The sequence below is a fragment of the Rhizobium bangladeshense genome, assembly GCF_017357245.1.
Classification (GTDB): domain Bacteria; phylum Pseudomonadota; class Alphaproteobacteria; order Rhizobiales; family Rhizobiaceae; genus Rhizobium; species Rhizobium bangladeshense.
Genome location: NZ_CP071615.1, coordinates 40,244 through 62,487, shown reverse-complemented (window position 1 = coordinate 62,487; position 22,244 = coordinate 40,244). Strand labels below are relative to the sequence as shown.

Genomic DNA, 22,244 nt, shown 5'->3' with positions numbered 1-22,244 from the left:
ATGGGTATTCAGAAAAATTCTGGTCGGGACATCCTCCTTGATGTCCGGGATCTCGAGACCCACTTTTTCGGAGAGGAGATCGTCACGCACGCTCTCGGCGGCGTTAGCTTTAAAGTAAAGAAGGGCGAAACGCTCGGCGTAGTCGGCGAGTCCGGTTGTGGCAAGAGCGTGACGGCGCTTTCGATTATGCGGCTACTGCCGAAGCTCTCCGCCAAAACGATGGGCGGTGAGGTCCTCTTTCACGGTCGCAATCTCTTGGATCTGCCCGACCGAGAGATGCGTAAGATCCGGGGGGATAAAATCGCGATGATCTTCCAGGATCCTATGACGAGCCTTAATCCGGTCTACACTGTCGGTCGCCAGATTGCAGAGGCGGTCGAAATTCACACTGGTGCCACCCGTTCTAAGGCCTTGGCAAAGGCCGTCGATATGCTGCGCCTCGTCCGCATTGCGGACCCCGAACGGCGGGTAAGCAATTATCCCCACGAGATGTCCGGCGGCATGCGCCAGCGTGCCATGATTGCCATGGCACTTGCGTGCTCACCTGAACTCTTGATTGCCGACGAGCCGACGACGGCGCTCGACGTCACCATTCAGGCGCAGATCCTGCGGCTGATCGTCGATCTGAAAGAGCGCATGGGAACCTCGGTTATGTTCATCACCCATGACCTAGGCGTCGTGGCCGAGACCTGCCAGCGCGTCATAGTGATGTATGCCGGCCGTATCGTCGAGCAGGCAACGGTCACGGATCTCTTCGCGCGGCCGATGCATCCGTACACAAAAGCTCTCATGCGCTCGGTCCCAGATAGGCGGCGGGGGAAAGAGCGCCGTCTGCCGGAAATCCCAGGCATTGTGCCGAGCCTGCGGGAGCCTATCGTCGGGTGCAGCTTTGCGCCGCGTTGTCCGTTCGCGACCGAGGTCTGCCGGGAGAAAACGCCAGCTGTCAAAGAATACGGCGTGGATCACGCGGCCGCCTGCTGGCATGCAGAAGAGGTATTGAGCGCATGAGTGGCCCTTTGTTGCAAGTCGAAAAACTGGTCAAACACTATCCGGTCGGTGGCGGAATCTTCAATAAAGTTCCACCAGTCGTGCGGGCGGTCGAGGATGTGTCCTTTACTGTCAACGCAGGCGAGACACTTTGCATTGTTGGCGAATCAGGATGCGGAAAGTCGACAATCGCACGGCTCTTGATGCGGCTTGTTGACCCGACAGGTGGCCGCGTCCTGCTGGAGGGAAACGATATTGCCAGTCTCAACAAGAACGAACTTCGGGACTGGCGCCGACGCATGCAGATGGTCTTCCAGGATCCCTACTCGTCGCTGAACCCACGGCTAACGGCCGGTCAGATTATCACAGAACCGGTCGAGAATTTTGAGCGTCTGAACCGCAGAAAGCGCGAAGACCTTGCGGCGGAGCTCCTGCGAAAGGTGGGCCTTGCGCCCGAGATCATGCACAGGCTCCCCTCGGAATTGTCGGGCGGTCAGCGCCAGCGGCTCGGAATTGCGCGCGCATTGTCGCTGAAACCCTCAATCATCATCGCCGACGAGGCAGTTTCCGCTCTCGACGTCTCCGTGCAGGCACAAATCCTCAATCTTCTCATGGACCTCCAGGAGGAAACGGGGATCGCCTTCGTGTTTATCTCGCACGATCTTGGTGTTGTGGAGCATATTGGTCATCGAGTAGCGGTCATGTATCTCGGGCGGATTGTCGAATTGGCAACTTGCGAAGCGCTATTTGCCAACCCAATACATCCTTACACCGAGGCGCTCATAGCGGCCGCCCCTATACCAGATCCCACAAGGGTTCAGTTGGAGGCGCTGGTCGAGGGTGAAGTGCCGAGCCCGGTCAACCCACCGAGCGGGTGTGCATTCCACCCGCGCTGCCCGCTCGTACAAGACCGCTGTCGCATTGACGTGCCCCCGCTGGTGTCAATGCCCGATGGCCGCGCTGTCGCGTGTCACGTCCGCGCTCCAGGGGGCAAAATCGAGCACAATGAGCCTGGTACCCCTTAACCAGTTGGGGGGCTTTGCGTAGCGTCGTTTCGACGAGGTCTTCGCACCTTGCCCAATCAGAACTAGCAGCCGGAAGAATCCCAAGGACGTTTGGTCGACACTGCCCGGCACAGTGCTGCCGGTTGTGTAGCGATGGCGCACAGAGCCAGTCCGGGCGGAGCTTGTCTTCGACCTCGTAAAACTGGTGGCTCCTCGGGAAGAGTGCGTCACGCCCTCAGGCAAGCCCAACTGACCCCCTCCACTAGTATGCCATCTCGTTTCCAGATGGCGCTTATATTGAGTCTCTATTTGCCTAGGACAGCCCGCGAAGGCACGTTGGTAAAAAAAGGGAACCAAAATTGCGGGTATATGATCTGCCCAAGCCCACATGTCGCCTGGACCTGAGAGTTCAGTGAAGATGGTGGCGGATCCGCAGCCGAGGGATTTTTCGTTTAGCGATCCAAGATCAAAAAGGATAAACGATGCGCGGCATTGAAAACTTCGAAAAGCTTAGAGACGAAGCGACGGTATGGCGCCGGTATCTTCACGAGAATCCTGAGCTGGACTATGACGTCCACGACACGGCAAATTTCGTCGCCGAAAAATTGGCTTCGTTCGGCATCAACCACATAGAAACCGGAATAGCGCAGACCGGCTTGGTTGCCGTAATTCAGGGCAACCTTGGTGACGGTCCGACAATCGGGCTGCGTGCCGACATGGACGCGCTACCAATATTGGAAGCCTCCGGAAAACCGTGGGCATCGAAAACTCCTGGAAAAATGCATGCATGTGGTCATGACGGCCATACTGCAATGCTTCTAGCGGCAGCGAAGTATCTGGCGGAGACGCGCAATTTCAAGGGCGCTGTCGCCCTCATATTTCAGCCAGCCGAGGAAGACGGCCGGGGTGCAGAGAAGATGGTGCAGGAAGGCATCATGGATCGATTTGGCATCTCCAAGATTTTCGGAATGCACAACTACCCGGGACTGGAGGTCGGCAAATTCAGCATTTGCAGCGGCCCAATTCAGGCGGGGCTCGATGAATTTGACATTACTGTTCGGGGTAGAGGCGGTCACGCCGCGACGCCTCACAAGAATATTGACCCCATTGTCATCGGCGCCCAAATCGTTCTCGGCCTCCAGACTTTGGTTTCGAGGAACACCGATCCTCAAGAGGCTTTGGTCATCTCCGTGACCAAGATCCATGCCGGAGAAGCCTATAATATCATCCCGCAGCATGCGGTTATTTGCGGGACTGTCCGGACGCTTTCCCCCGCCCTCCGCGACTTTGCAGAAAAAGGGATTTTCGAAGCCGCCCAGGGCATCGCCGGCGGGTTTGGCGCGGATATCGATTTTGCGTATCGCCGTCTCGAACCAGTCACTGTGAACCACGAGGCCGAGACGAAGATAGCGGTTGACGCAGCACGCGATCTGGTTGGGCACGCATCAGTCAACGATCTCATCAAGCCAGGTATGGGATCGGAAGATTTCGCATACATGCTTGAGGCGCGGCCAGGTTCTTACATCTTTCTTGGCAACGGTCCGACGGCCTCCGTCCACAACCCCGAATACGACTTCAACGACGATGCTTTGCCTTTCGGCGTTGGCTACTGGGTGAACTTGGTTGAAAGGGTCCTGGCGCCTTAGCCAGACGCTACTTGCCGCAGAACTTCAGAACCTCGTCAATAGTGGCGGGGAAAAATAGAGGGTGAACGAAGATGAGCATTTTGATCAACCGCAGACGAATCATGCAGGCGTCCTTCGCCATTGCCGTCGCTACTTTGGCAACGCCTGTTGTCAACGCCTCGGCACAGACAGCCGGCGAGGTCCGAGTACTAACCTACGGTGGGCAGCTCGGCAAATACGTGATCGAAGCCTACGCCAAACCATTTGAAGCTGAAACGGGCATCAAGGTTATCCCGGTGACTCAAGACTTCGAGTTTGCACAGCTCGAGCTGATGCAGAAGACGAATAGCGTAACCATCGATGTCGGCCCTATGAGCCAAGGTGCGGCCCTGCAAGCTGCCGAGAAAGGCTATCTGGAGAAGATTGATTATTCGAAATTCAGAAAGGACGATATCGAGGGACTTGTCCCGAATGTGAAACAAGACTTTGGCGTCGGCTTTTTCTTCTACACGTACAATCTGGTTTACAACACGAAGAAATATCCCGCGGACAAAGCGAGGCCCACTAACTGGGCGGAGTTTTGGGATACCGAGAAATTCCCGGGCGTCCGATACCTGGTTTCAGGTCAATACGGCTCGGAAGGTCCTTGGGAAGAAGCACTCTTGGCTGACGGCGTCGCTCCGGACAAGATCTATCCAATGGACATCGACCGGATCTTCGCCAGCCTTGACAAGATCAAGCCTCACGTCCGCAAGTGGTGGACGGCTGGATCCGAAATCCAACAGCTGATGCTGAGCGGAGCCGGCGACGTCATGATGTCTTATGACGGCCGCGCGGCCTCCGCGATTGCCAAGGGCGCTGCGTTGGAGCTCAATCGAAACCAGGCAAAGATGACCTGGGACTACTGGGTCATCCCAAAAAACAGCCCCAATGCCGAAAATGCCCAGAAGTTCGTTGAATTCGTAAGCCGTGCCGAGAACCAGGCAGCCTTTGCCAAGCTCTATCCGGAAGGCCCCACCAACCGGAACGCATTTAAGCTTATCCCTGAAGAGCTTGGCCTTACGCTGCCCAGCCATCCCAAGTATCTTGAGAAGGCGATCCTTCTGAATGGCGCTTGGTATTCCGAAGTCGGCCCCGATGGCCTTTCAAATATCCAGCGCCTTGTGCAGCGCTGGAGCGACTGGGTCATCCGGTAAGCAGCGGACGCTCGAAGCCAATGTGTCGCCAGTCGGCACATTGGCAACCTAACACAGGCGCTTTGGGCGCCATGGATGGAGGACAGCAGCATGTCTCAGTCTGCTCACCTGCGGTCGGATGAACACCCCGTCGCGAAACTGCCAAAACAGGCAAATACCGAGGATCAGAAATTGGAAGACCGCGTCCCCGCCCAAATCGAATTTCGCGATGTCACCAAAATGTATGGCCCGGTCGCAGCTGTCACCGAGCTTTCACTCACCGTTCGGCGCGGGGAATTTTTGACCATCCTGGGTCCGAGCGGCTCAGGTAAAACCACGGCGCTGATGATGCTGGCAGGATTTGAATCCCCGACGAAGGGCGACATCCTGATCTCAGGCAAGTCTGTCGCAGCTGTGCCTTCATACGGCCGAGACCAGGGGATCGTCTTTCAAAGTTACGCACTATTTCCGCACCTGACGGTCCGACGAAATCTTGAGTTCCCGCTTGAAATGCGGGGCATGAAGGCGAACGAGCGGGCTCCTTTGGTTGAACGAATGCTCAAGCGAGTTCATCTGGACTCGTTTGGTGAGCGCATGCCATCGCAACTCAGCGGCGGTCAGCAGCAGCGTGTCGCTCTTGCGCGCGCCCTTATTGCTGATCCTCCGATCCTTCTCTTGGATGAGCCACTTGGCGCTCTGGATAGGAACCTCAGAGAACAGATGCAGGGGGAGATCAAGGGGCTCCACCGCGAATTTGGGAAAACCACAATTTGCGTCACGCATGACCAGGAAGAGGCGCTCACGCTCTCGGACCGCATCGTGGTTATGAGGAACGGCAAAATCGAACAGCTGGACACGCCTGAAGCACTCTATGACCGGCCAGCTACTCGCTTCGTTGCCAACTTCTTGGGAGAAGCAAATGTTCTGGATTCACCGGAGCTTGGCTTCAACGATCAGAACTTCCGCGGGAAAGTGCCGATGGTTCGACCTGAGCGCGTCCGGATCTCTGCGGTAAATTCCCCTGCACCGGCTGAACTCGGTCAGAGCCAGATCGTCACCGGAATTGTAGAAGAAATGATCTACGCCGGACCCCTGAGGAAATATCAGGTCCGTGTCGGAGACAAATCCTTAATAGTGCGTCAACACGTGGCGTCTGGCCAAGAGGTTTTTGCCCCCGGTGGATCGGTGCGTCTCGACTGGCTTCGGGCGGACGTCCGTCTGCTCGATGAATGAACCGGGGAGGCACACAGATGCAAGTATTTCAAAGAATTGGCCGTGCTCCTATAATCCTCGTACTACCGGCTATGGCGGTTCTGCTCGTTGTATTCGGCGTACCAACCGTCCAGCTTTTTCTCGAAAGTCTGAACGCACCTAATTTCAGCATTCAGAACTATTCTTCGTTCTTGGGGCAGTATGCCAACATCCGGGTCTTGCTACAGACTCTGGAGATCAGCGCAATAGCGACGGTCATCTGCTTGTTGGTCGGATATCCTACGGCATATCTAATTTCGACAGCGTCTAAGCGCGCGCGCATGGTCCTGATCGTTCCCGTCGTTATTCCCTATCTCACAAGCGGTTTGGCGCGCACCTATTCCTGGGTCGTGATCCTCGGGGACAATGGTTTGATCAACAGCGCCCTCATGAATTGGGGCCTTATTTCCAGCCCTCTACCTCTCATTTACAATCGCGCCGCTGTCTATGTCGGCATGGTTCACATCATGCTGCCGATGATGATACTGCCGCTTGTGAGTGTCATGCTCGGCATCAACACATCCTTAATTGCGGCCGCCAAAAGCATGGGCGCGAAGCCATCGACAGCCTTTTGGCGGGTTTACTTCCCTTTGAGCATGCCTGGTGTTCGAAGCGGAACACTGCTGGTCTTCGTCATCTGCCTGGGCTTTTACATCACGCCAGCGGCGTTGGGTGGATTAGGAGACGCGATGCTCTCAACCTTTATTGCCTCCCAAGTATCGACCGGGTTCAATATGGGCTCAGTCAGCGCCTCTTCATTCGTCCTTCTGGCGATTGCCGTGGTGATGCTCTCTGTGTTCGGGCTGAACCTCTCGGGGACACAAGACAGCGCACCGAAACTACGCAAGGGTTTCATGGAACGGTTCAGCCTGCTCCGAGCGGTGAAGCAGTATCTGAATGAGCTTTCGGTCGCTTCAAGATCCAAACAATGGTCCAAGGCACTTTATCAGGCTCGGGTTGGTGGCGGATGGTCGCGTTTTGCCGGCATTCTCACCTTGACGCTTGTCATTTTCTTCCTGCTGTTTCCCGAAGTCGTCGTGATCATCATGTCGTTCAGCAGCGATGCGACGCTACAGTTTCCTCCCTCCGGATTCTCGTTTCAGTGGTATGGCAGCTTCTTCGGTGACGAAGCCTGGTATGGCGCAGCCTGGACCAGCATCAAGATTGGTTTGGCCGTTGCGGCTCTGTCGACCGTCCTCGGGACCTTGGCAGCTTATGGCCTTAGCCGGATCGCATCAGATATTCGAGGCTGGCTGACAATGGTGATTCTTGCTCCGATCACGATCCCCGTCATTGTCGTCGGCGTGGCGAGCTACTTCGGCCTGGTCAATCTAGGGTTTATTGGAACTGAGACGGGCATCGTGCTTGCCCATACGATTGGCGCAATCAGCTACGTCGTCGTTATTGTTTCCGCGACTCTCGCCAATTTCGACAGGCGCTTGGAGCAGGCGGCGAAAAGCATGGGCGCTAGACCTTTTACCGCTTTTATGCGGGTGACATTCCCACTGATCCGACCGGGGATCATTGGCGGCGCGCTCTTCGCATTCATCCATTCGTTTGACGAGGTGGTCGTGACATCTTTGGTCAGCGGATATTCGGTCCGCACGTTGCCACTGAAAATGTGGGAAAACATTCGCAACGAGATCGATCCCACCGTGGCCGCCGTGGCGTCTCTCCTGACCCTTCTTCCGATCCTGTGGATGATCGCGCTTTACGTCACTTGGTGGCGCGCCAGGAGCAGCTCTCAGAATACGGTCCTTGAGGCAACCGCCTAATAAACAAGGGCCTTCCGTGGCGGGACATACTCTCGAATTCCCGCCACCAACCTCTCGCTCGTATTGTTTGGCGTATTCGCCAAGCCTCTCGAGCAGCCGATAAATTCGAAGCTTTCCTCCAGAGAGTGGAAGCAAATTTAGATCCCATGGAGCAGGTCTCTTGCTGCGAGAAGCGCATGACTGTTTCCAAGTCCGAGCCAACAGGAGCCGCTATGCCAGCCCTTTATTTCACCGAAACTGAGTACCAGGCGCGCCTTGCCGCTACAAAAGTGGAAATGCAGGCGTCAGGATTTGATGCTCTCATTCTTTCTGATCCGGCCAACATCTTCTATCTGACGGGCTTCGACGCATGGGCGTTTTATGCTCCACTGTTTCTTGTCGTCGCCGCCAACGAGGATCAACCGATCTGGATCGGCCGGTTCATGGACGCCGTTTCGGCGCGCGATACGACCTATTTGCGCGAGGAGAACATCCGCGCGTATCCAGACAGTTTCGTTCAATCGACCACCTCACATCCCGTTCAACCGGTATCTGAGATATTGAAGGAACGGCGCCTCGACAAAGGTGTAATCGGCGTCGAGATGGGGGCGTATTATTATACTGCCCGGATCCACGCCGAGTTTGTCAGCTCCCTGCCGAACGTACGGTTCGAGGATGCCGAACTTTTGGTCAACCGCGTACGGTTGGTGAAGAGCAGCGCAGAGCAGACCTATATGCGCCAAGCCGGTCAAATCGTTGATGCCGCGATGTCGGCGGCAGTCGCAAAATGCGCCCCAGGTGTGCGCGAGTGCGACGTGGTTGCAGAGATATACAAGGCGCAGATTTCTGGGCTAACTGACGCCGGTGGCGTCTATACGACAAGCCCTCCGCATTTTTGTGCCGATGAACGCGTGCGAACACCACATGGCCTGTGGACCGATCGCCCTTTGAAGAAAGATGCGCCACTCAACATAGAGATCGCAGGATCGCGCCTTCACTACCATTGCCCGATGACGCGCACAGTATTTCTGGGCCAGCCGCCGGATAGTTACCGCCGGCTTGCTGCGGCGGTGGTCGAGGGATTGAACACAACGATGGGCAGCATCCGTCCAGGCATGGCGGCCGAAGAGGTCGAGCTGGTATGGCGCGGCTCGATCGCCAAACATGGTTTCGAGAAGGAAGCACGCCTCGGCTATTCGATAGGCCTTGGTTTCCCGCCGACATGGGGTGAGCGTACGGTCAGCTTGCGTCCGGGAGACACGACGGTCTTGCAGCCGGGCATGGCATTTCATTGCATGTCCGGTCTTTGGCTCGATGACACTGGCATCGCGATCACGCAATCCTTCCTGGTGACTGAGGAAGGAAATGAGCCTCTGACGCAGTTCGAGCGAGAGTTAGTTTCCATCTCGTAGCCTCGTGCAGTGAGCTTCTTGTCCAGCCGGAAATAGAATGCTTCGCCTGCGCCATAGTCGCGGATTTCTGAGCTGGCGCCACATCCTGTGGCGCCAGCGCACGCCCACCCCATAGCGATAAAGACGCCATGAAGAACCTGTTTTCGGTTACCTATTTCGAAGCCCGCACGCGTTTTCTAGACGCGACGAAGGTCCAATCTTACCGATCGAGCCACAGTGGACCTGAAGGCCAGCCACTCTCTACGGATGTCGCCTATCTCGGAGACCCCGATGCAGACAACGTGCTTGTTTCTATCGCAGGCACGCATGGTGTGGAGGGCTATTGCGGATCCGCAGCGCAGTTGTCCCTTCTTCAGTCGCAGTTGGGAAATAGCCTCGGGGAATCTGTTGGCATTCTCTTAATTCACGCCTTGAACGCATATGGCTTTGCCTGGGACCGGCGCGTCACTGCCGAGGGATGCGACCTCAATCGGAATTTCGTCGATTTCTCCAAGCCGCTACCAGAAAATCCGGGCTATGACGAGTTGGCAGATCATCTTGTTCCATCGGACCTCTCAGTCGAAAGTTTGGCAGTCGCAGAGCACGCGATCGCCGAATTCCGGGCGACCCATGGCGAGGCCGCGTTTCAGACGGCACGGAAGAAAGGGCAATATTCCCGACCCGAAGGCATGTTTTTCGGAGGCAAGCGCCCGTCTGAGCCGCGGCTAGTCTTGGAGAAAATCTGCATGGATTACAGGATTGCAGAGCGACAAAACGTGATCATTGTTGATTATCACACCGGGCTTGGCCCCTATGGCTATGGCGAGCTTCAAACCGAAACCTCCTCGGGTCTTGACGGGTATCATCGAGCCTTGGAGATCTTTGGACCATCTGTGACGTCGCCCGATCTTGGAACCTCATCGTCAGTCGCCATCACGGGTACGCAAGACGAGTTCTGGCAGGGTGCACTGGGCAGCCGGCACACCTATGTGTGCCTGGAGTTTGGCACCTTCAGCCCGGACAAAGGCCGCGAAGTCCTGCGCAACGATCATTGGCTTTTCGCATACCGCCCCGACCAAGCCAACACCGAGATTGGGAAGCGTATACGAAACGCCACGCGGGAACACTACAACCCCGCACGGCCAGACTGGCAGGAAATGGTCCAGCCTCGCTGCGACCAGGTCCATCGCCAGGCTCTTGCAGCGCTGACGCAGGCGAAATGATGCCACTGAATTCGTAGGTTTAGCCGCCTGTTGCCCGCGAAAATTGATCTCGCTCTAGGCAGAACGAAGTTCTCAGTTTTGGAGGTGGAAAGTGGAAAAGACCCTGGGTCTCCTTCTTTTGGAAAACCTGCCAATCACTCATGCCGGGTCGCTTTGCAATCCCAATACATTTTCGTTTCCAACCCTACAAAATGCGGTCCCAGGGGCCACGGTCAGAACTGTTATGGACGGGGACGAGGATATTCTTGACGCCTATATCCGTTGCGCCCGGCAATTGGAGAACGACGGCGTTTCGGCGATCACCTCGAATTGCGGATTTACGTCGCTATTCCAAAGGCAGCTTGCAGCAGCCGTAAAGGTCCCGGTCGCCTTGTCGAGCCTCTCCTTGGTGCCGTTCGCTGCGACGACTGTTCCCAAGGGCAAGAAAGTCGGCATCCTTACCTATGATGCGACGCGGATGGGAGAAAAACACTTTGCGGCAGCCGGATGGTCATCGGCTCAGATCGATGTCGCCGTAGCCGGCATCGAAGGGTCTGAGACGTGGACGCGATTGGCCGCGCAGATTCCCGACCTACCCGCGTCGGCCATCGTCGAAGATGTGATGATAGCCACACGATCGCTGCTTAAGCGTGAGCCTGACGTTGCCGCACTTGTGTTCGAATGCGCTGCCTTCCCGCTCGCGGCCGACGCCGTGCGCTGTGAGACCGGCTTGATGATTGCCGACTATGTCGGTCTGGCGAAAATGCTCATTGAAGTCAGCCCAGTCAGGTTCGACACGGCGGCGATCAGTCCCCGTGACATCCCGGGTTTTCTATCCCTCACAAGCCACTGGTGCGAACATGTGTCAAGAACGATTCTCAGTTAGCAACGGCATCCTTGGAATTCTGGATCTCGAGCCAGGATCTGACCCAAACGGCTCACCTTTACCTGGGTCCTTGCATGACGCATCGATATTCGCGTTCCCGACCATTCGAGAGACCGTTCCCGGGGCATGGGCGGATGTTGTCGTTCGCGGTGATCCATACCTGGAAGGACCTTACATCGTAGCAGCGCAGCACCTTGCCAGCCGTGGAGCTACAGCGATTATAGCAGACTGTGGCTTTGCCATTCGGCACCAGGCCGCAATTGCAGCTGCTGTCCGCGTTCGGGTTGCTCTGTCAGCCCTTTTGCTGATACCAATGATCGTTCGACAGTTGTCCGGCGAAGCAAAGCTTGCGGTCCTCACCTTCGATTCCACTCACTGTGGGCCCGAACTGCTCGGCTTGTCAGATCCACATGACATTTCACGGGTGGTTGTTGGCGGAATTGAAAACACGCCAACTTGGGAAAACGAAATGGCACGACCGCCGGTGCGAACAGACCTAAGTGTCCTGCGAGAGGATGTCTGCTCGTGCTTAGATCGGTTGCGGGAGAAACATCCTGAAATCCGGGCATTGTTGCTCGAGTGTACCATGTTCCCCCGAATTGCACAGCCACTTCGCCAATCCACCGGACTGCCGGTCTACGACATCACGACCCTGAGCAGAATGCTCATGGAGTCCGTCACCCCGTGATCCTACGCTCGGGTGTGGCTCGAAACGCTGCTCTTAACGCGCGACTGGTCTGTCAGCAAAAAGTTCATATAAAGGATGACCGACATGACGATAAGCAAGGCACCACCCGCGTTCCCTCGGAGCGAATATCTGCGGCGTCTTACATTGGTTAAGTCTGAAATGGCGCGCCGAGATGTCGAGGCGCTCGTTGTGTCCGATCAGCACAACATCACTTATCTCACCGGTTACACTGCTCGATCAGCCTATGTACCTCAAGCCTTGGTGGTTCTTGCGACGGAGGAAGAGCCAGTCTTTATTCTGCGCCGCATGGATGCCCCGGCTGCTATGCACCAGTGCTTTATGGAGAGGGACAAAATATTTGCCTATCCAGAGCAGTTGATCGCTCACCCGAATAAGGACGGATACAATGCTATTATCGACTACCTCCTGGAAGCGGGCGTTGCAGACAAGCGGATCGGTATTGAGGAATTCAGCCTCGCCACCCTCACCGCCGACAAATTCAAAAGACGGTTGCAGGCATCCAACGTCGTCGACTGCACGAAGGCAGTCACCTGGATTCGTCTCATCAAATCCGATCTTGAGATCGAAATTATGCGGGAAGCAGCGGCCATTTCTGATGCTGCGATTGCCCGCGCCGCAGAGGTCATTCGGTCTGGAGTGCGCGAAGCCGATGCCTGCGCTGAGATTGCCTCGGTCTTGATCCGAGGCGTCAACGGAAAGCCGGGCACGCGGCTCGAAGAAATAGCGATCTGCGCGACGCCGCGAACGGGAACATGCCATATCCCCTGGACCGAAGACACTTTCCGTCAAGGTTCGCAAATCAACATCGAGCTTGCCGGATCCCGCCATGGCTACTGTGCTGCGCTCATGCGCACCTACTCAATCGGGGCTCCGTCAGATCGTCTCCGCAAAGTCCATGATATCCAGCTGGAGGGGTTGGATGCTGCGCTCGCGGCCGTTCAACCAGGAGCGACCTGCAGCGACGTTGCGAACGCGTTTTATCGGACAATCGAGAAGAAGGGACTGACAAAGGAATCCCGTTGCGGCTACGCCCACGGGATTGGCTGGACCGAACCCACAGCGAGCCTGCGTGACGGCGATATGACCGTGCTGCAACCAAACATGACCTTCCATTTAATGCTTGGAAACTGGATCGATGAAGAGTTCGGCTATGTAATCAGCGAGACCTTTCGGGTCACCCGCACCGGCGTCGATGTCCTCACCACCGCTCCAAGAGAGATATTCGAAATCTTGTGACCTGAAAGTCATGGTGTAACCGATAGGAGGCCGCAAATGACAGATTATCCAAAAGGCTCGCACACTGGCTCAACGGCCAGTGTTCAGATGACTAGCTCAAACCGAAGCGGCTTGTATCACCTGGAGCACCTAGCGCTATTCCTCTCGAGGCAGGAACCGGAGTTCGCGGCAATATTCGAGGCAGTCGATGCACTACCGATCGACGACACGCATTGCCACGTTATCACCGATCAGGACGCGATTACTACGCCAAAGCGCTACCTGGAGCGCATCTCTTTGGCGGGAATGCCAATGGCGGCTTACTTTCCAAAGGGCGTTTACACCGAGTGGCTCACCGGGGACGAAGCCCGGAGGCATGATCTGAACAGAATGTATGACATTCAGGGCAAGGTAGATGCGGTAACGGGTGACATTTCTCAAGGGATTTTCATCAAGTTCCTGGTGAAGGAACTGGCCCAGTTTCTTGGCTGCGAGGCGACACTGGACGCGGTTATCGAGGCCCGCAATGAGCGCGGCAAGAATTACTGGACGTACGTGAACAGCCTGTTTCGCGACGTCAACTACGAAAACATCATGCTCGAAACCGGCTACCACGAGGATCGGGGTGGCGAAGCGATTGCGCGCTTCGAGGAGGCGATCTTACCATGCCGGTCAAACCGCATCAGCCGCATTGAAGAGATCCAGAGAGAGTTTTTCCATCTCGACATTTCCTTTGACGAGTTCGAGCAGCGCTACATCAAAAGGCTGCACGAGACTTTAGATGGCAACGGCAATTTCGGGAAGAAATCATATGGAATGAAATCTTACCTCCTGCCGTTCATTGGTCTTATCCGGCCTCTGCACGACCGAGTTCCTGCAAGAGTTTCCTGGGAGGCGCTGAGAAGTTCTTTCAACAAGTTGCCTGATATGGACCGCGAGTCTGCCGCGGAAATTACCAAGGATTTACGCCGCTACACGTTCACCCTCGCCCTCGAGGAGTGTCTCAAGCGAGACATGCCCATGCAGATCCACGCAGGTGACGGTGAAGCTCCCGACGTGGTCCTACGAAATCAGGACCCATTTTACTTGGAAGAGGTTGTCCGGTTTGACCGCGACAACATGATGCGGATGCCCAAAATTATTCCGCTGCATGCTGGCTATCCCTCGGTCGGTAAGGCAGCGTGGCTCAGTCACCTTTACCCCAACTGCTACCTCGAACTCTCGATTATGACGCCTCATGTGCATCAGAATTTGTATCAGCGATATATGCAGGTGATGGAGGTGGTACCGCTCTCAAAAATCCTTTTTGCGAGCGATGCATACCATATTCCGGAGTTGTATTGGCTCGCAGGTCGGTGGGGGAAACGATACTTGGCAAAGGCCCTGACGGATCATGTCATTGGTGGAAGCCTGTCGAGGGAGGAAGCCATCGATGCCGCACGGATGATACTCTACAAGAACAACCGTACTGTTTACGGGCTCGATGACTGAGACCGGTGTTTCGTCGCTTATGTGCCACCGAGAAAGAATCGGTAACCCGAAACCGTATTATCGTTTTTTCAGATGATCGGTTGCTAGGTCGCCCGTCGGAAGCCCAATAGGCAGAGAATAACGACACGGTACTCGCTTATAGTGCGACCGCAGTCAAAATTTCGCGGAAACCTTTCTATCCATCTCGATTTGCGATACTACTGGAAGTTCATCGAGTTGCGGACGACCAGAGTGGATCTTAAGAAGTTAAAATATTTCGTTGGCATAGCCGAGGCAGGCGGATTTACCCGAGCCGCGCAGTATATGAATGTCGCGCAAAGCGCGCTTAGTCTTCATGTCCGAGAGATGGAAGACGGCTTAGGAACCAAGCTACTCGTCCGTGAGCGTAGCGGCGTCACTCTGACACCGGCTGGCTCGCGATTGCTGCACCATGCGCGCATTATTTTGAATCAGGTGAGTATTGCCGAGGAAGAGCTTACCAGCAAGCCGAAGATACCAGTGGGTGAAGTGTCCATCGCACTGCCCTCCGGTCCGGCGCGCTTTATGGCACCAGAGTTACTCAATATGGCGAACGAGCGCTTTCCGAAAGTCTCGCTAAAGATCGTCGAGGGGATGAGCGGTTCGATTGAGGAAATGATGGTTGCGGGCCGATTCAACCTCGCTGTTTTCTACACCATGAAAGATGACGGTTCGTATTATGACGTCCTCGCTGAAGAGGAATTCTGTCTGATCATCCCTCCGGGCAGCCCCCCTTTTGAAAATGTTATTTCTCTTGATCAGCTAAGCGCTTTCCCCCTGGCTGTTCCCATGAATGTTACAAGTGTTCAGAGAGCCGTGACTGACGCAGCAAAAATGCACAATGTCTTCTTAGACGTCCGGTACGAGATAGATTCGCTCTCAACGATCATAGACATGGTCGCAGATGGTAAAGCTCACTCCATATTGACACCCTCCGCGGTCCAGCGGGAAACGTCACTCGGTCTTGTACGAATGGCAAAGATCATAAACCCATCAATATCGAGGTCGGTAATTCTTGCGGTGAATGCGCGAGATGAGCGTTCGGCTGAAGTTGCCGCCATCCGGGGGCTGCTTCCGAAGGTAGTGCGCCAGTTGATAAAGGATGGAAGATGGCAGGCGAGATTGCCGCAATCACCCTAATGTTGGCTTAGACGAAGTATAAGAGCTGGTCATCTGTGAAGTCATCGTTCGTGGCCGCGAAACGCCTCGCCCTTCAAAGCCAGCGAGGCACCGCTAATAATCATTATGTCATCCATAGCGTATCAAGATTTATTGTATAGAAACACTGAATTTGACGCCCTGCTTGGTTTAACCGAACCATGGTCCGGCAGGGACGCAAGTCAAAGGAAAGCACCATGCACGATCTTAAAACCTTCAGGCCCTTGGTGAAGGAGGCGACAAAGTGGCGCCGTCACCTTCATCAGCATCCAGAGCTTGATTATGATTTGCACTCAACCGCAGCTTACCTGGAAGGAACACTCCGATCGTTCGGCGTAAATCATATCGAGACTGGTCTTGCGGAGACCGGTTTGGTTGCACTGATTGAAGGAAATCATCGTGGTGGCCCGACAATTGGCTTGAGGGCGGAGATGGATGCTGTCCGCATCGAGGAAAGGTCGAACAAACCGTGGTCCTCCAAAATGTCTGGAAGAATGCACGCATGTGGACACGATGGCCACATGGCAATGCTGCTCGGTGCCGCGAAATTTCTCGCCGAAGCCCCAAATTTTGGCGGCACCGTTGCCTTGATCTTTCAGCCAGCTGAGGAAAACGCGCTTGGCGGGCAGCGGATGGTCCAAGAAGGCATCATGGATAGATTCGGAATATCTCGCGTTTTTGCTATGGATAACTCGCCAGGCCTTGATGTTGGGCGGTTCGCAATTTGCGACGGTCCTTTTATGGCGGCGCTGGACGAATTTGATATCGTGATCAAGGGCCAAGGAGGACATGCTGCCAGCCCTCATCGCAACATCGATCCCATAGTGATTGCAGGCCAAATTATCGTGGGCCTCCAGCCGTTGGTCTCTCGGTCGACGAGCCCGCTCGAATCCTTGGTCGTCTCGATTACCAAGATGCACGCGGGGGAGTCCTACAACGTGATACCCGAAACCGCGACTTTGTCCGGGACAGTCAGAACATTGAAGCATGAGCTTCGAGGCTTGGCTGAGACGCGAATACCTGCCGTAGCGCGCGGGATAGCAAGCGGATATGGCGCGGAGATCGAATTTAAGTACCGCAGGCTTGATCCAATCATGACCAACTCTCCTGAGGAGACGAACCTCGCCATCAGCGCCGCTCGCAATCTGGTGGGTCCGATCTGCGTAGATGACCAGTTCGAGCCCGTCATGGGATCGGAAGACTTCGCGTTCATGCTCGAAGCTCGACCCGGTGCTATGATTTTCATTGGCAACGGTTCAACAGCTTCGCTCCATAACCCAACATACGACTTCAACGATGAGGCTCTTCCATACGGGATTGGATACTGGGCGAACCTTGTAAAGACAGTCCTACCAGCCCCCTTGTGATAGCGGGCTTCTCATGCTGTAGCTCCGCGACTCCCGTCTGCCAGAAATATCCTCTCCTGCCATCTGTTCGGCGCGGTTCAGGGTTCACAGAGCGATCACTCCAACGCCGTCCTCAATTGCGATCTCAGTTTCAAATGGCTTCGATAGCTCCTGGATCCGTAGCAAAATGGCCCGGCCTTGCTGTCCGCAGGCAAGCTGTGGGACACCGCGATTGGCAAACCTTTTGGAGTGGCCAAGTTCGATAGGATACAACCGCATTTCCGCGAGCTGATTATTTGCAAACCGGCTCACTGCAATGACGCTCTCGTAGAATATCGGATCAGTGAAACCCGCGTCCGTCTCATATCCTTCTGCCATTTCTGCCAGCGTCACTTCCGCATCGGTGTCAGTTCGCGGATCCTTGCCGTATGCTGCGAACATGTCGGCGCCGACCGGCGTCCGGAGGTCGTCCATTATGAAGTTGCCAACGCTGTAGAAGATCGGCCGGCCCTTGTAGATCTCGATGCCCCTCAATTGGTGCGGCCCATGAACGATGTATGCGTCGGCCCCCGCGTCGATCATCTGACGTGCAAACGCTTGTTCGTAATCGGGAGGCTGCTGGCTCCAATTTCCAGGCTCATGGCCATGATTGGTGACGATGCAGAAATCGGCGAACTGCTTTCCCTGCCGAGTGTTGCGCAGGATGTCGGCGACATCGGTTGGGTTGGGTCGGTAGCTGTAGCCTGCGTTCTCGCCAGTCGTGTACGTCGCTCCAGCAAGCTTAAGGGAAGTTGAACTGCTGTCACCGGGCCGATAGTTCGGCAGCGCGTCACGCACTTGTCTTAGACTTTCAAACATTGACGGAGGAACGACGATCCGTTCTTCGAGACGAAGGGGGTTAAGCCCAGGTCTGCCCGGGGCCTCACCGGCCGGATCGCATGCGCGCGACATTGGCGTAAACGTTGAGGCACATGATACAAGCGCCACCCGACCGCGCGGGGTCTCCAGGAAACGGGCAGCACCAGCTTGTGCCAGGTTTTCGCCAACTCCAGCGTAGACAATTCCATTCTGATCGAGAGCCCGGCATGTCTCGCGCATGCCCTCAACTCCCCACTCGAAGGTATGATTGTTGGCATAGCTCACCAAGTTGAAGCCCATGGACTTCAGATCTGGGCCGAGATCTGGCAGGCTGACGTGATAGGCACCACCGTGCTCCGCCTGTGGACTTCCCTTGAACGACCGAATGTCGAGGATGTTGGTTTCCATATTTGCGAAAGTAGCATCGGCGTCGCGCAAGATCTCGACGATCTCACTAAATCCCGGATGGTAGCCCTTTGTGAGCGGTCGCGTGACGATCAGGTCGCCAACTGCCGCCAGCGTGAAACCATCTGCGACGTTTGTCTCAACGCTGCCAACGACATCGTAGCGGCCTGGCTGAACCGGCCCATTGTCATCATGCCCAGAATTAACCGCCAGCTTTTCGGTCATGGATCTATCCTCAATGTCGTTCGTCGTTGAATTATAAACTCAATGAACTATCACTCATCCTGCTTTGCATGCTGAACATGCGGCCTGTACGCTCCGTAGTCGGAGGTCCGGACCAGTCCTCAGAAAGCAATGCGTAATTGGCTGCAGAGCCAAATTCTGGCACACATCGCCAGCTGTCCACCAAGGGTCTCGGCGCGTCGGTTGCTCCATAGCTTAGCCTCTTCGGTATCTCCTTCTACTCGGACGGAGATTTCTTGCCGCCAAATTGACCAGATATCTGAAGACCGACCTGGAAGCCTACTTCACTATAGCTGTGCTCGGTTTCCTTCGAGCTCAACTGAACCCACGCGACGCCGTTGCAGTTGCCTGCCCTCGCTCTGCAGAAGGGAACATCCCGCTCGCGCCAGATGCTGTGCAATCCCGAGCGGCTCGCAGTGCCAGATAAAAATCAAAATCAACGCTCACGAAGTCCCCTTTTCACTTATGCCCCCATATGCAAACGACGCAGACCAAAGGTTGAGCAATCTCCGGCCTTGCCAAGTTGCAGCCCATCCTAAAAAGAGGCTGCCGTCGAAGCGGATTCGACGACAGCCAGTTCGCCCCGGAGGGCGGGGAAACTCCAGCGTATTCCCCGCGGAAAAATCAACTCGCCAATCGTGCTTTCACGATTTCGGCCGCTGCCTCGTAGCCAATCGATGTCACAAGTTCTGTTGCAAACGCCGTGCTATTCTTCAGGTTGGCTTCGCACTGCGCGGCGTTGGCCTGAACCCCTTCGACGCATGTTCTCGCGAATGTCCCGATCGATCGTTTAAGGAGCTCCATGGCATTGTGGATACTGAAAATGATCACCGGCTCCATGGCGTTCAGCTGAAGCTGCCCTGCTTCGGCAGCCATGCCGACCGTCGTATCCATGCCATACACACAGAAGCAGACCTGATTCAGTGCTTCTGCCGCAACCGGGTTGACCTTCCCAGGCATCAACGAAGAACCCGGTTGAAGGGATGGAAGCACAATTTCGCCGATACCCCCTCGCGGCCCGCTTGATAGCAGCCGAAAATCATTCGCGATCTTCGAAAGCTTCGCCGCAGTTCGCTTCAATAGCCCCATGTGGAGCATGAATGCACCCATGTCCCAACTTGCCTCCAGCAGGTCTGTTGATCCGACGACTGGGAGTTGCATGTTGCGGGATAGGTTCTCGATCGCGCGCAATCGGTAGGATGGCGTGGCTGCGATCCCTGTGCCGATTGCTGTACCGCCGAGGTTGACCTCCAGGAACAATCGCTCTGTCTCATCGAGACGGTCACAGTCTTCCAGAAGCGTCGTCGCGAACGCTGCAAACTCCTGTCCCAGCGTCATCGGAACAGCGTCCTGCAATTGTGTTCGCCCGAGTTTGCGGATGTCTGCAAACTCCTCCGCTTTGCATTTAAGGGCGGCGGCGAGATCCGCAAGGGCATCGCGCAGTTGGCGGCTTGCCGGGATCACGGAAAGTCGTACGGCAGTCGCGTAGGCATCGTTTGTTGATTGAGATCGGTTGACGTCGTCATTTGGATGAACCAAACGCCCCTCGCCCCTGACTCCGCCCAGCAGTTCGCTCGCGCGATTGGCCAGTACCTCGTTCATGTTCATATTGGTGGAAGTGCCCGCCCCACCTTGGAAGACGTCGACCAGAAATTCGTCGTGGTGTTTACCCGCCAGCACTTCCTGGCAAGCCAGCACGATCGCGTCTCGTTTTTCGCTCGAAAGCAAACCCTCGTCACAATTTGCTTGTGCAGCAGCCATCTTTACGTGGGCGAGTGCGTGTATGACGGACGGCATGCTCTTAACCGGAATGCCGGAGATTGGAAAGTTTGCGAGGGCTCTGGCCGTCTGCGCGCCATAATACCGATCTGCCGGCACACTCACCGGGCCGAGGGGATCGTGTTCAATACGAGTCGTGTTAGACATTATTGCCTCGATTGGTCAAACTGCGTTTCTTCGCGCAGCCCAGGATCATGGATAACCCAGCATCAGTTCCAGCCAGACTTTCATCCCCGGTTGATGCAAACGACTTTTGGCTGGGTCATTTCTTCGTAAGCGAAACGAACGCCTTCGCGACCCATGCTGCCGTATTTGAAACCACCGAACGGCATGGCATCGAAGCGGTAGTCGGAGCTGTCATTGATCATCACACCGCCTGCTTCGATGCGGTTGGCGGCGTCGAGAGCAACGTTAATATTGCTGGTAAAGATGCCCGCATGCAGGCTGTAGTCCGGATCGTTGGCCATCTCGATCGCCTGATCGATGGTGTCGAACGGTGCCAACATGACGACGGGCGCGAATACCTCTTCATGCCACAGCTTGCACGTCACCGGCGTTCCTTCGAGCACTGTCGGGTGGTAGAGGGAGGCTTCACGTCGGTGTCCGCACAGCAGTTTAGCTCCAGCAGCGATCGCGTCATTGACGGCCGCTTCAGTTCGCTCGGCAGACTGGGTGGAAATCATCGGCCCGATATCCGTATCGTTGCGCAATGGATCGCCGGACTTTAGCTTCTTCGTGCCGGCGACGAAGGCATCGCGGAACCTCTCATAAATTCCTGCCTGAACGAGAATGCGCTGGGCGCCGATGCAATTTTGACCGGCTGCCCAGAAGGCGCCCGAAACACAACCATCGACCGCTTTACTGAAGTCACAGTCATTCATCACGATGACAGGGGCGTTGCCGCCCAGTTCCATCGCCAGTTTCTTCAGCCCCGCCGCGCGGCTGATAGCTTCGCCCGTTGCAAATCCACCCGTAAACGACACCATGCGGACATCGCGGGATGTGATCAAGGCCGTGACAAGTTCCCTGTCACCATGAGCGATTGTGATGACATCGCGCGGCAGGCCGGCTTCGATCAGTGCGTCCACCAAGTTGATAGCGGAGAACGGCGTCAAATTGGACGGCTTCAAAAGCACGGCGTTGCCGCCTGCGATTGCTGGACCGAGCTTGTGGGCGACCAGGTTTAGCGGATCGTTGTAAGGCGTTATGGCGGCGATGATTCCGAGCGGCTCCCGCGTAAACCAACCTTGTCTTTGCTCTGATCCGGCAAACGCATCAAACGGCACGATCTCGCCTGCATTGCGCTTTGCTTCTTCGGCAGAAAGTTTCAGCGTGTTAACGCAACGGCTGACTTCCTTGCGCGCCTGAACGATTGTCTTCCCAGCTTCGCGCACGATGGTCTCGGCGAAGGCATCGAGACGGCGCTCGATAAGTTGCGCAGCTCCCTCGAGGATACTTGCCCGCTTGTGCCGCGGCAGGTCGCGCGCGAGCTTGGCCCCGCGGCGAGCACGGATGATGAGCTCGCTGACGTCAGATGCGTCCGTTATGTCGATTGATCCGATCAGAGAGCCGTCAAAGGGGCTGTGAACGGATACGGGCTGTAGACCCGTAGTAATATGAAGTTTGGCAGCGGTCATAGGCCAACTTCCCTTCCCTGATGAAATGCCTGCAAGAGCGGCGGGTATGGTCTTCGAGCAGGGTGAGGTCTCATCCCTCAGCCTTTGCCCGCTTGTTGGGTCGGCGGCGA

The 22,244-nt window shown here is 55.8% G+C and carries 16 protein-coding genes; 13 read left to right on the top strand and 3 right to left on the bottom strand.

Going from position 1 to position 22,244, the window contains the following annotated elements; translation table 11 throughout:
* The 13 genes from J2J98_RS26305 (at position 1) to J2J98_RS26245 (ending at position 17,233) form a co-directional block, all read left to right on the top strand.
* Complete coding sequence (locus J2J98_RS26305) at positions 1-1,008, top strand: ABC transporter ATP-binding protein (protein WP_168333680.1); 1,008 nt, start codon at positions 1-3, stop codon at positions 1,006-1,008.
* The gene (locus J2J98_RS26300) at positions 1,005-2,012 is read left to right on the top strand and encodes an ABC transporter ATP-binding protein (RefSeq protein ID WP_207603915.1); all 1,008 of its coding nucleotides are present in this window, start codon (positions 1,005-1,007) and stop codon (positions 2,010-2,012) included. Before J2J98_RS26305 ends, J2J98_RS26300 begins: the two co-directional genes overlap by 4 nt.
* 461 nt (positions 2,013-2,473) lie before the next feature.
* Entirely contained in the window at positions 2,474-3,637 is a 1,164-nt protein-coding gene (locus J2J98_RS26295; RefSeq protein WP_168333678.1) for a M20 aminoacylase family protein, read from the top strand.
* Positions 3,638-3,708: 71 nt separating this feature from the next.
* Entirely contained in the window at positions 3,709-4,812 is a 1,104-nt protein-coding gene (locus J2J98_RS26290; protein WP_207603914.1) for a polyamine ABC transporter substrate-binding protein, read from the top strand.
* A gap of 90 nt (positions 4,813-4,902) precedes the next feature.
* Complete coding sequence (locus J2J98_RS26285; RefSeq protein WP_168333676.1) at positions 4,903-6,024, top strand: ABC transporter ATP-binding protein; 1,122 nt, start codon at positions 4,903-4,905, stop codon at positions 6,022-6,024.
* 17 nt (positions 6,025-6,041) lie between these two features.
* The gene (locus tag J2J98_RS26280; RefSeq protein WP_168333675.1) at positions 6,042-7,817 is read left to right on the top strand and encodes an ABC transporter permease subunit; all 1,776 of its coding nucleotides are present in this window, start codon (positions 6,042-6,044) and stop codon (positions 7,815-7,817) included.
* Between the two features lie 176 nt (positions 7,818-7,993).
* A complete protein-coding gene (locus J2J98_RS26275) occupies positions 7,994-9,208 on the top strand; it encodes a M24 family metallopeptidase (protein ID WP_246569471.1) in 1,215 nt (404 codons plus the stop codon).
* Positions 9,209-9,336: 128 nt separating this feature from the next.
* On the top strand, positions 9,337-10,410 hold the full coding sequence (locus J2J98_RS26270; protein ID WP_168333674.1) for a DUF2817 domain-containing protein: 1,074 nt from the start codon (positions 9,337-9,339) through the stop codon (positions 10,408-10,410).
* 91 nt (positions 10,411-10,501) lie between these two features.
* On the top strand, positions 10,502-11,275 hold the full coding sequence (locus J2J98_RS26265; protein ID WP_183605072.1) for an aspartate/glutamate racemase family protein: 774 nt from the start codon (positions 10,502-10,504) through the stop codon (positions 11,273-11,275).
* 772 nt (positions 11,276-12,047) lie between these two features.
* Positions 12,048-13,220 carry a M24 family metallopeptidase gene (locus J2J98_RS26260; RefSeq protein ID WP_207603913.1) on the top strand — a complete coding sequence of 391 codons (1,173 nt, stop codon included), beginning with the start codon at positions 12,048-12,050 and terminating at the stop codon, positions 13,218-13,220.
* A 36-nt stretch (positions 13,221-13,256) separates the two neighbouring features.
* Entirely contained in the window at positions 13,257-14,690 is a 1,434-nt protein-coding gene (locus tag J2J98_RS26255; RefSeq protein ID WP_246569470.1) for an amidohydrolase family protein, read from the top strand.
* A 231-nt stretch (positions 14,691-14,921) separates the two neighbouring features.
* Positions 14,922-15,848 carry a LysR family transcriptional regulator gene (locus tag J2J98_RS26250; RefSeq protein WP_207603912.1) on the top strand — a complete coding sequence of 309 codons (927 nt, stop codon included), beginning with the start codon at positions 14,922-14,924 and terminating at the stop codon, positions 15,846-15,848.
* Positions 15,849-16,063: 215 nt separating this feature from the next.
* Positions 16,064-17,233, top strand: coding sequence for a M20 aminoacylase family protein (locus J2J98_RS26245; RefSeq protein ID WP_168333671.1), 1,170 nt, complete (start codon positions 16,064-16,066; stop codon positions 17,231-17,233).
* A gap of 84 nt (positions 17,234-17,317) precedes the next feature.
* On the opposite strand, the gene J2J98_RS26240 is transcribed toward J2J98_RS26245, so the two are convergent.
* The 3 genes from J2J98_RS26240 to J2J98_RS26230 all read right to left on the bottom strand — a co-directional run bounded on the left by J2J98_RS26240 (position 17,318) and on the right by J2J98_RS26230 (position 22,134).
* The gene (locus J2J98_RS26240; RefSeq protein WP_168333670.1) at positions 17,318-18,700 is read right to left on the bottom strand and encodes a CapA family protein; all 1,383 of its coding nucleotides are present in this window, start codon (positions 18,698-18,700) and stop codon (positions 17,318-17,320) included.
* A gap of 642 nt (positions 18,701-19,342) precedes the next feature.
* Positions 19,343-20,644 (bottom strand): aspartate ammonia-lyase, encoded by a 1,302-nt coding sequence (locus tag J2J98_RS26235; RefSeq protein WP_207603911.1) that lies wholly within the window; start codon positions 20,642-20,644, stop codon positions 19,343-19,345.
* Between the two features lie 80 nt (positions 20,645-20,724).
* Positions 20,725-22,134, bottom strand: a complete 1,410-nt coding sequence (locus J2J98_RS26230; RefSeq protein WP_168333668.1) for an aldehyde dehydrogenase family protein — start codon at positions 22,132-22,134, stop codon at positions 20,725-20,727.
* Positions 22,135-22,244: the final 110 nt, after the last annotated feature.

Coding starts and splice junctions, on each gene's coding strand:
- J2J98_RS26305 (WP_168333680.1), top strand. CDS start 1: ATGGGTATTCAGAAAAATTCTGGTCGGGACATCCTCCTTGATGTCCGG.
- J2J98_RS26300 (WP_207603915.1), top strand. CDS start 1,005: ATGAGTGGCCCTTTGTTGCAAGTCGAAAAACTGGTCAAACACTATCCG.
- J2J98_RS26295 (WP_168333678.1), top strand. CDS start 2,474: ATGCGCGGCATTGAAAACTTCGAAAAGCTTAGAGACGAAGCGACGGTA.
- J2J98_RS26290 (WP_207603914.1), top strand. CDS start 3,709: ATGAGCATTTTGATCAACCGCAGACGAATCATGCAGGCGTCCTTCGCC.
- J2J98_RS26285 (WP_168333676.1), top strand. CDS start 4,903: ATGTCTCAGTCTGCTCACCTGCGGTCGGATGAACACCCCGTCGCGAAA.
- J2J98_RS26280 (WP_168333675.1), top strand. CDS start 6,042: ATGCAAGTATTTCAAAGAATTGGCCGTGCTCCTATAATCCTCGTACTA.
- J2J98_RS26275 (WP_246569471.1), top strand. CDS start 7,994: ATGACTGTTTCCAAGTCCGAGCCAACAGGAGCCGCTATGCCAGCCCTT.
- J2J98_RS26270 (WP_168333674.1), top strand. CDS start 9,337: ATGAAGAACCTGTTTTCGGTTACCTATTTCGAAGCCCGCACGCGTTTT.
- J2J98_RS26260 (WP_207603913.1), top strand. CDS start 12,048: ATGACGATAAGCAAGGCACCACCCGCGTTCCCTCGGAGCGAATATCTG.
- J2J98_RS26255 (WP_246569470.1), top strand. CDS start 13,257: ATGACAGATTATCCAAAAGGCTCGCACACTGGCTCAACGGCCAGTGTT.
- J2J98_RS26245 (WP_168333671.1), top strand. CDS start 16,064: ATGCACGATCTTAAAACCTTCAGGCCCTTGGTGAAGGAGGCGACAAAG.
- J2J98_RS26240 (WP_168333670.1), bottom strand. CDS start 18,700: ATGACCGAAAAGCTGGCGGTTAATTCTGGGCATGATGACAATGGGCCG.
- J2J98_RS26235 (WP_207603911.1), bottom strand. CDS start 20,644: ATGTCTAACACGACTCGTATTGAACACGATCCCCTCGGCCCGGTGAGT.
- J2J98_RS26230 (WP_168333668.1), bottom strand. CDS start 22,134: ATGACCGCTGCCAAACTTCATATTACTACGGGTCTACAGCCCGTATCC.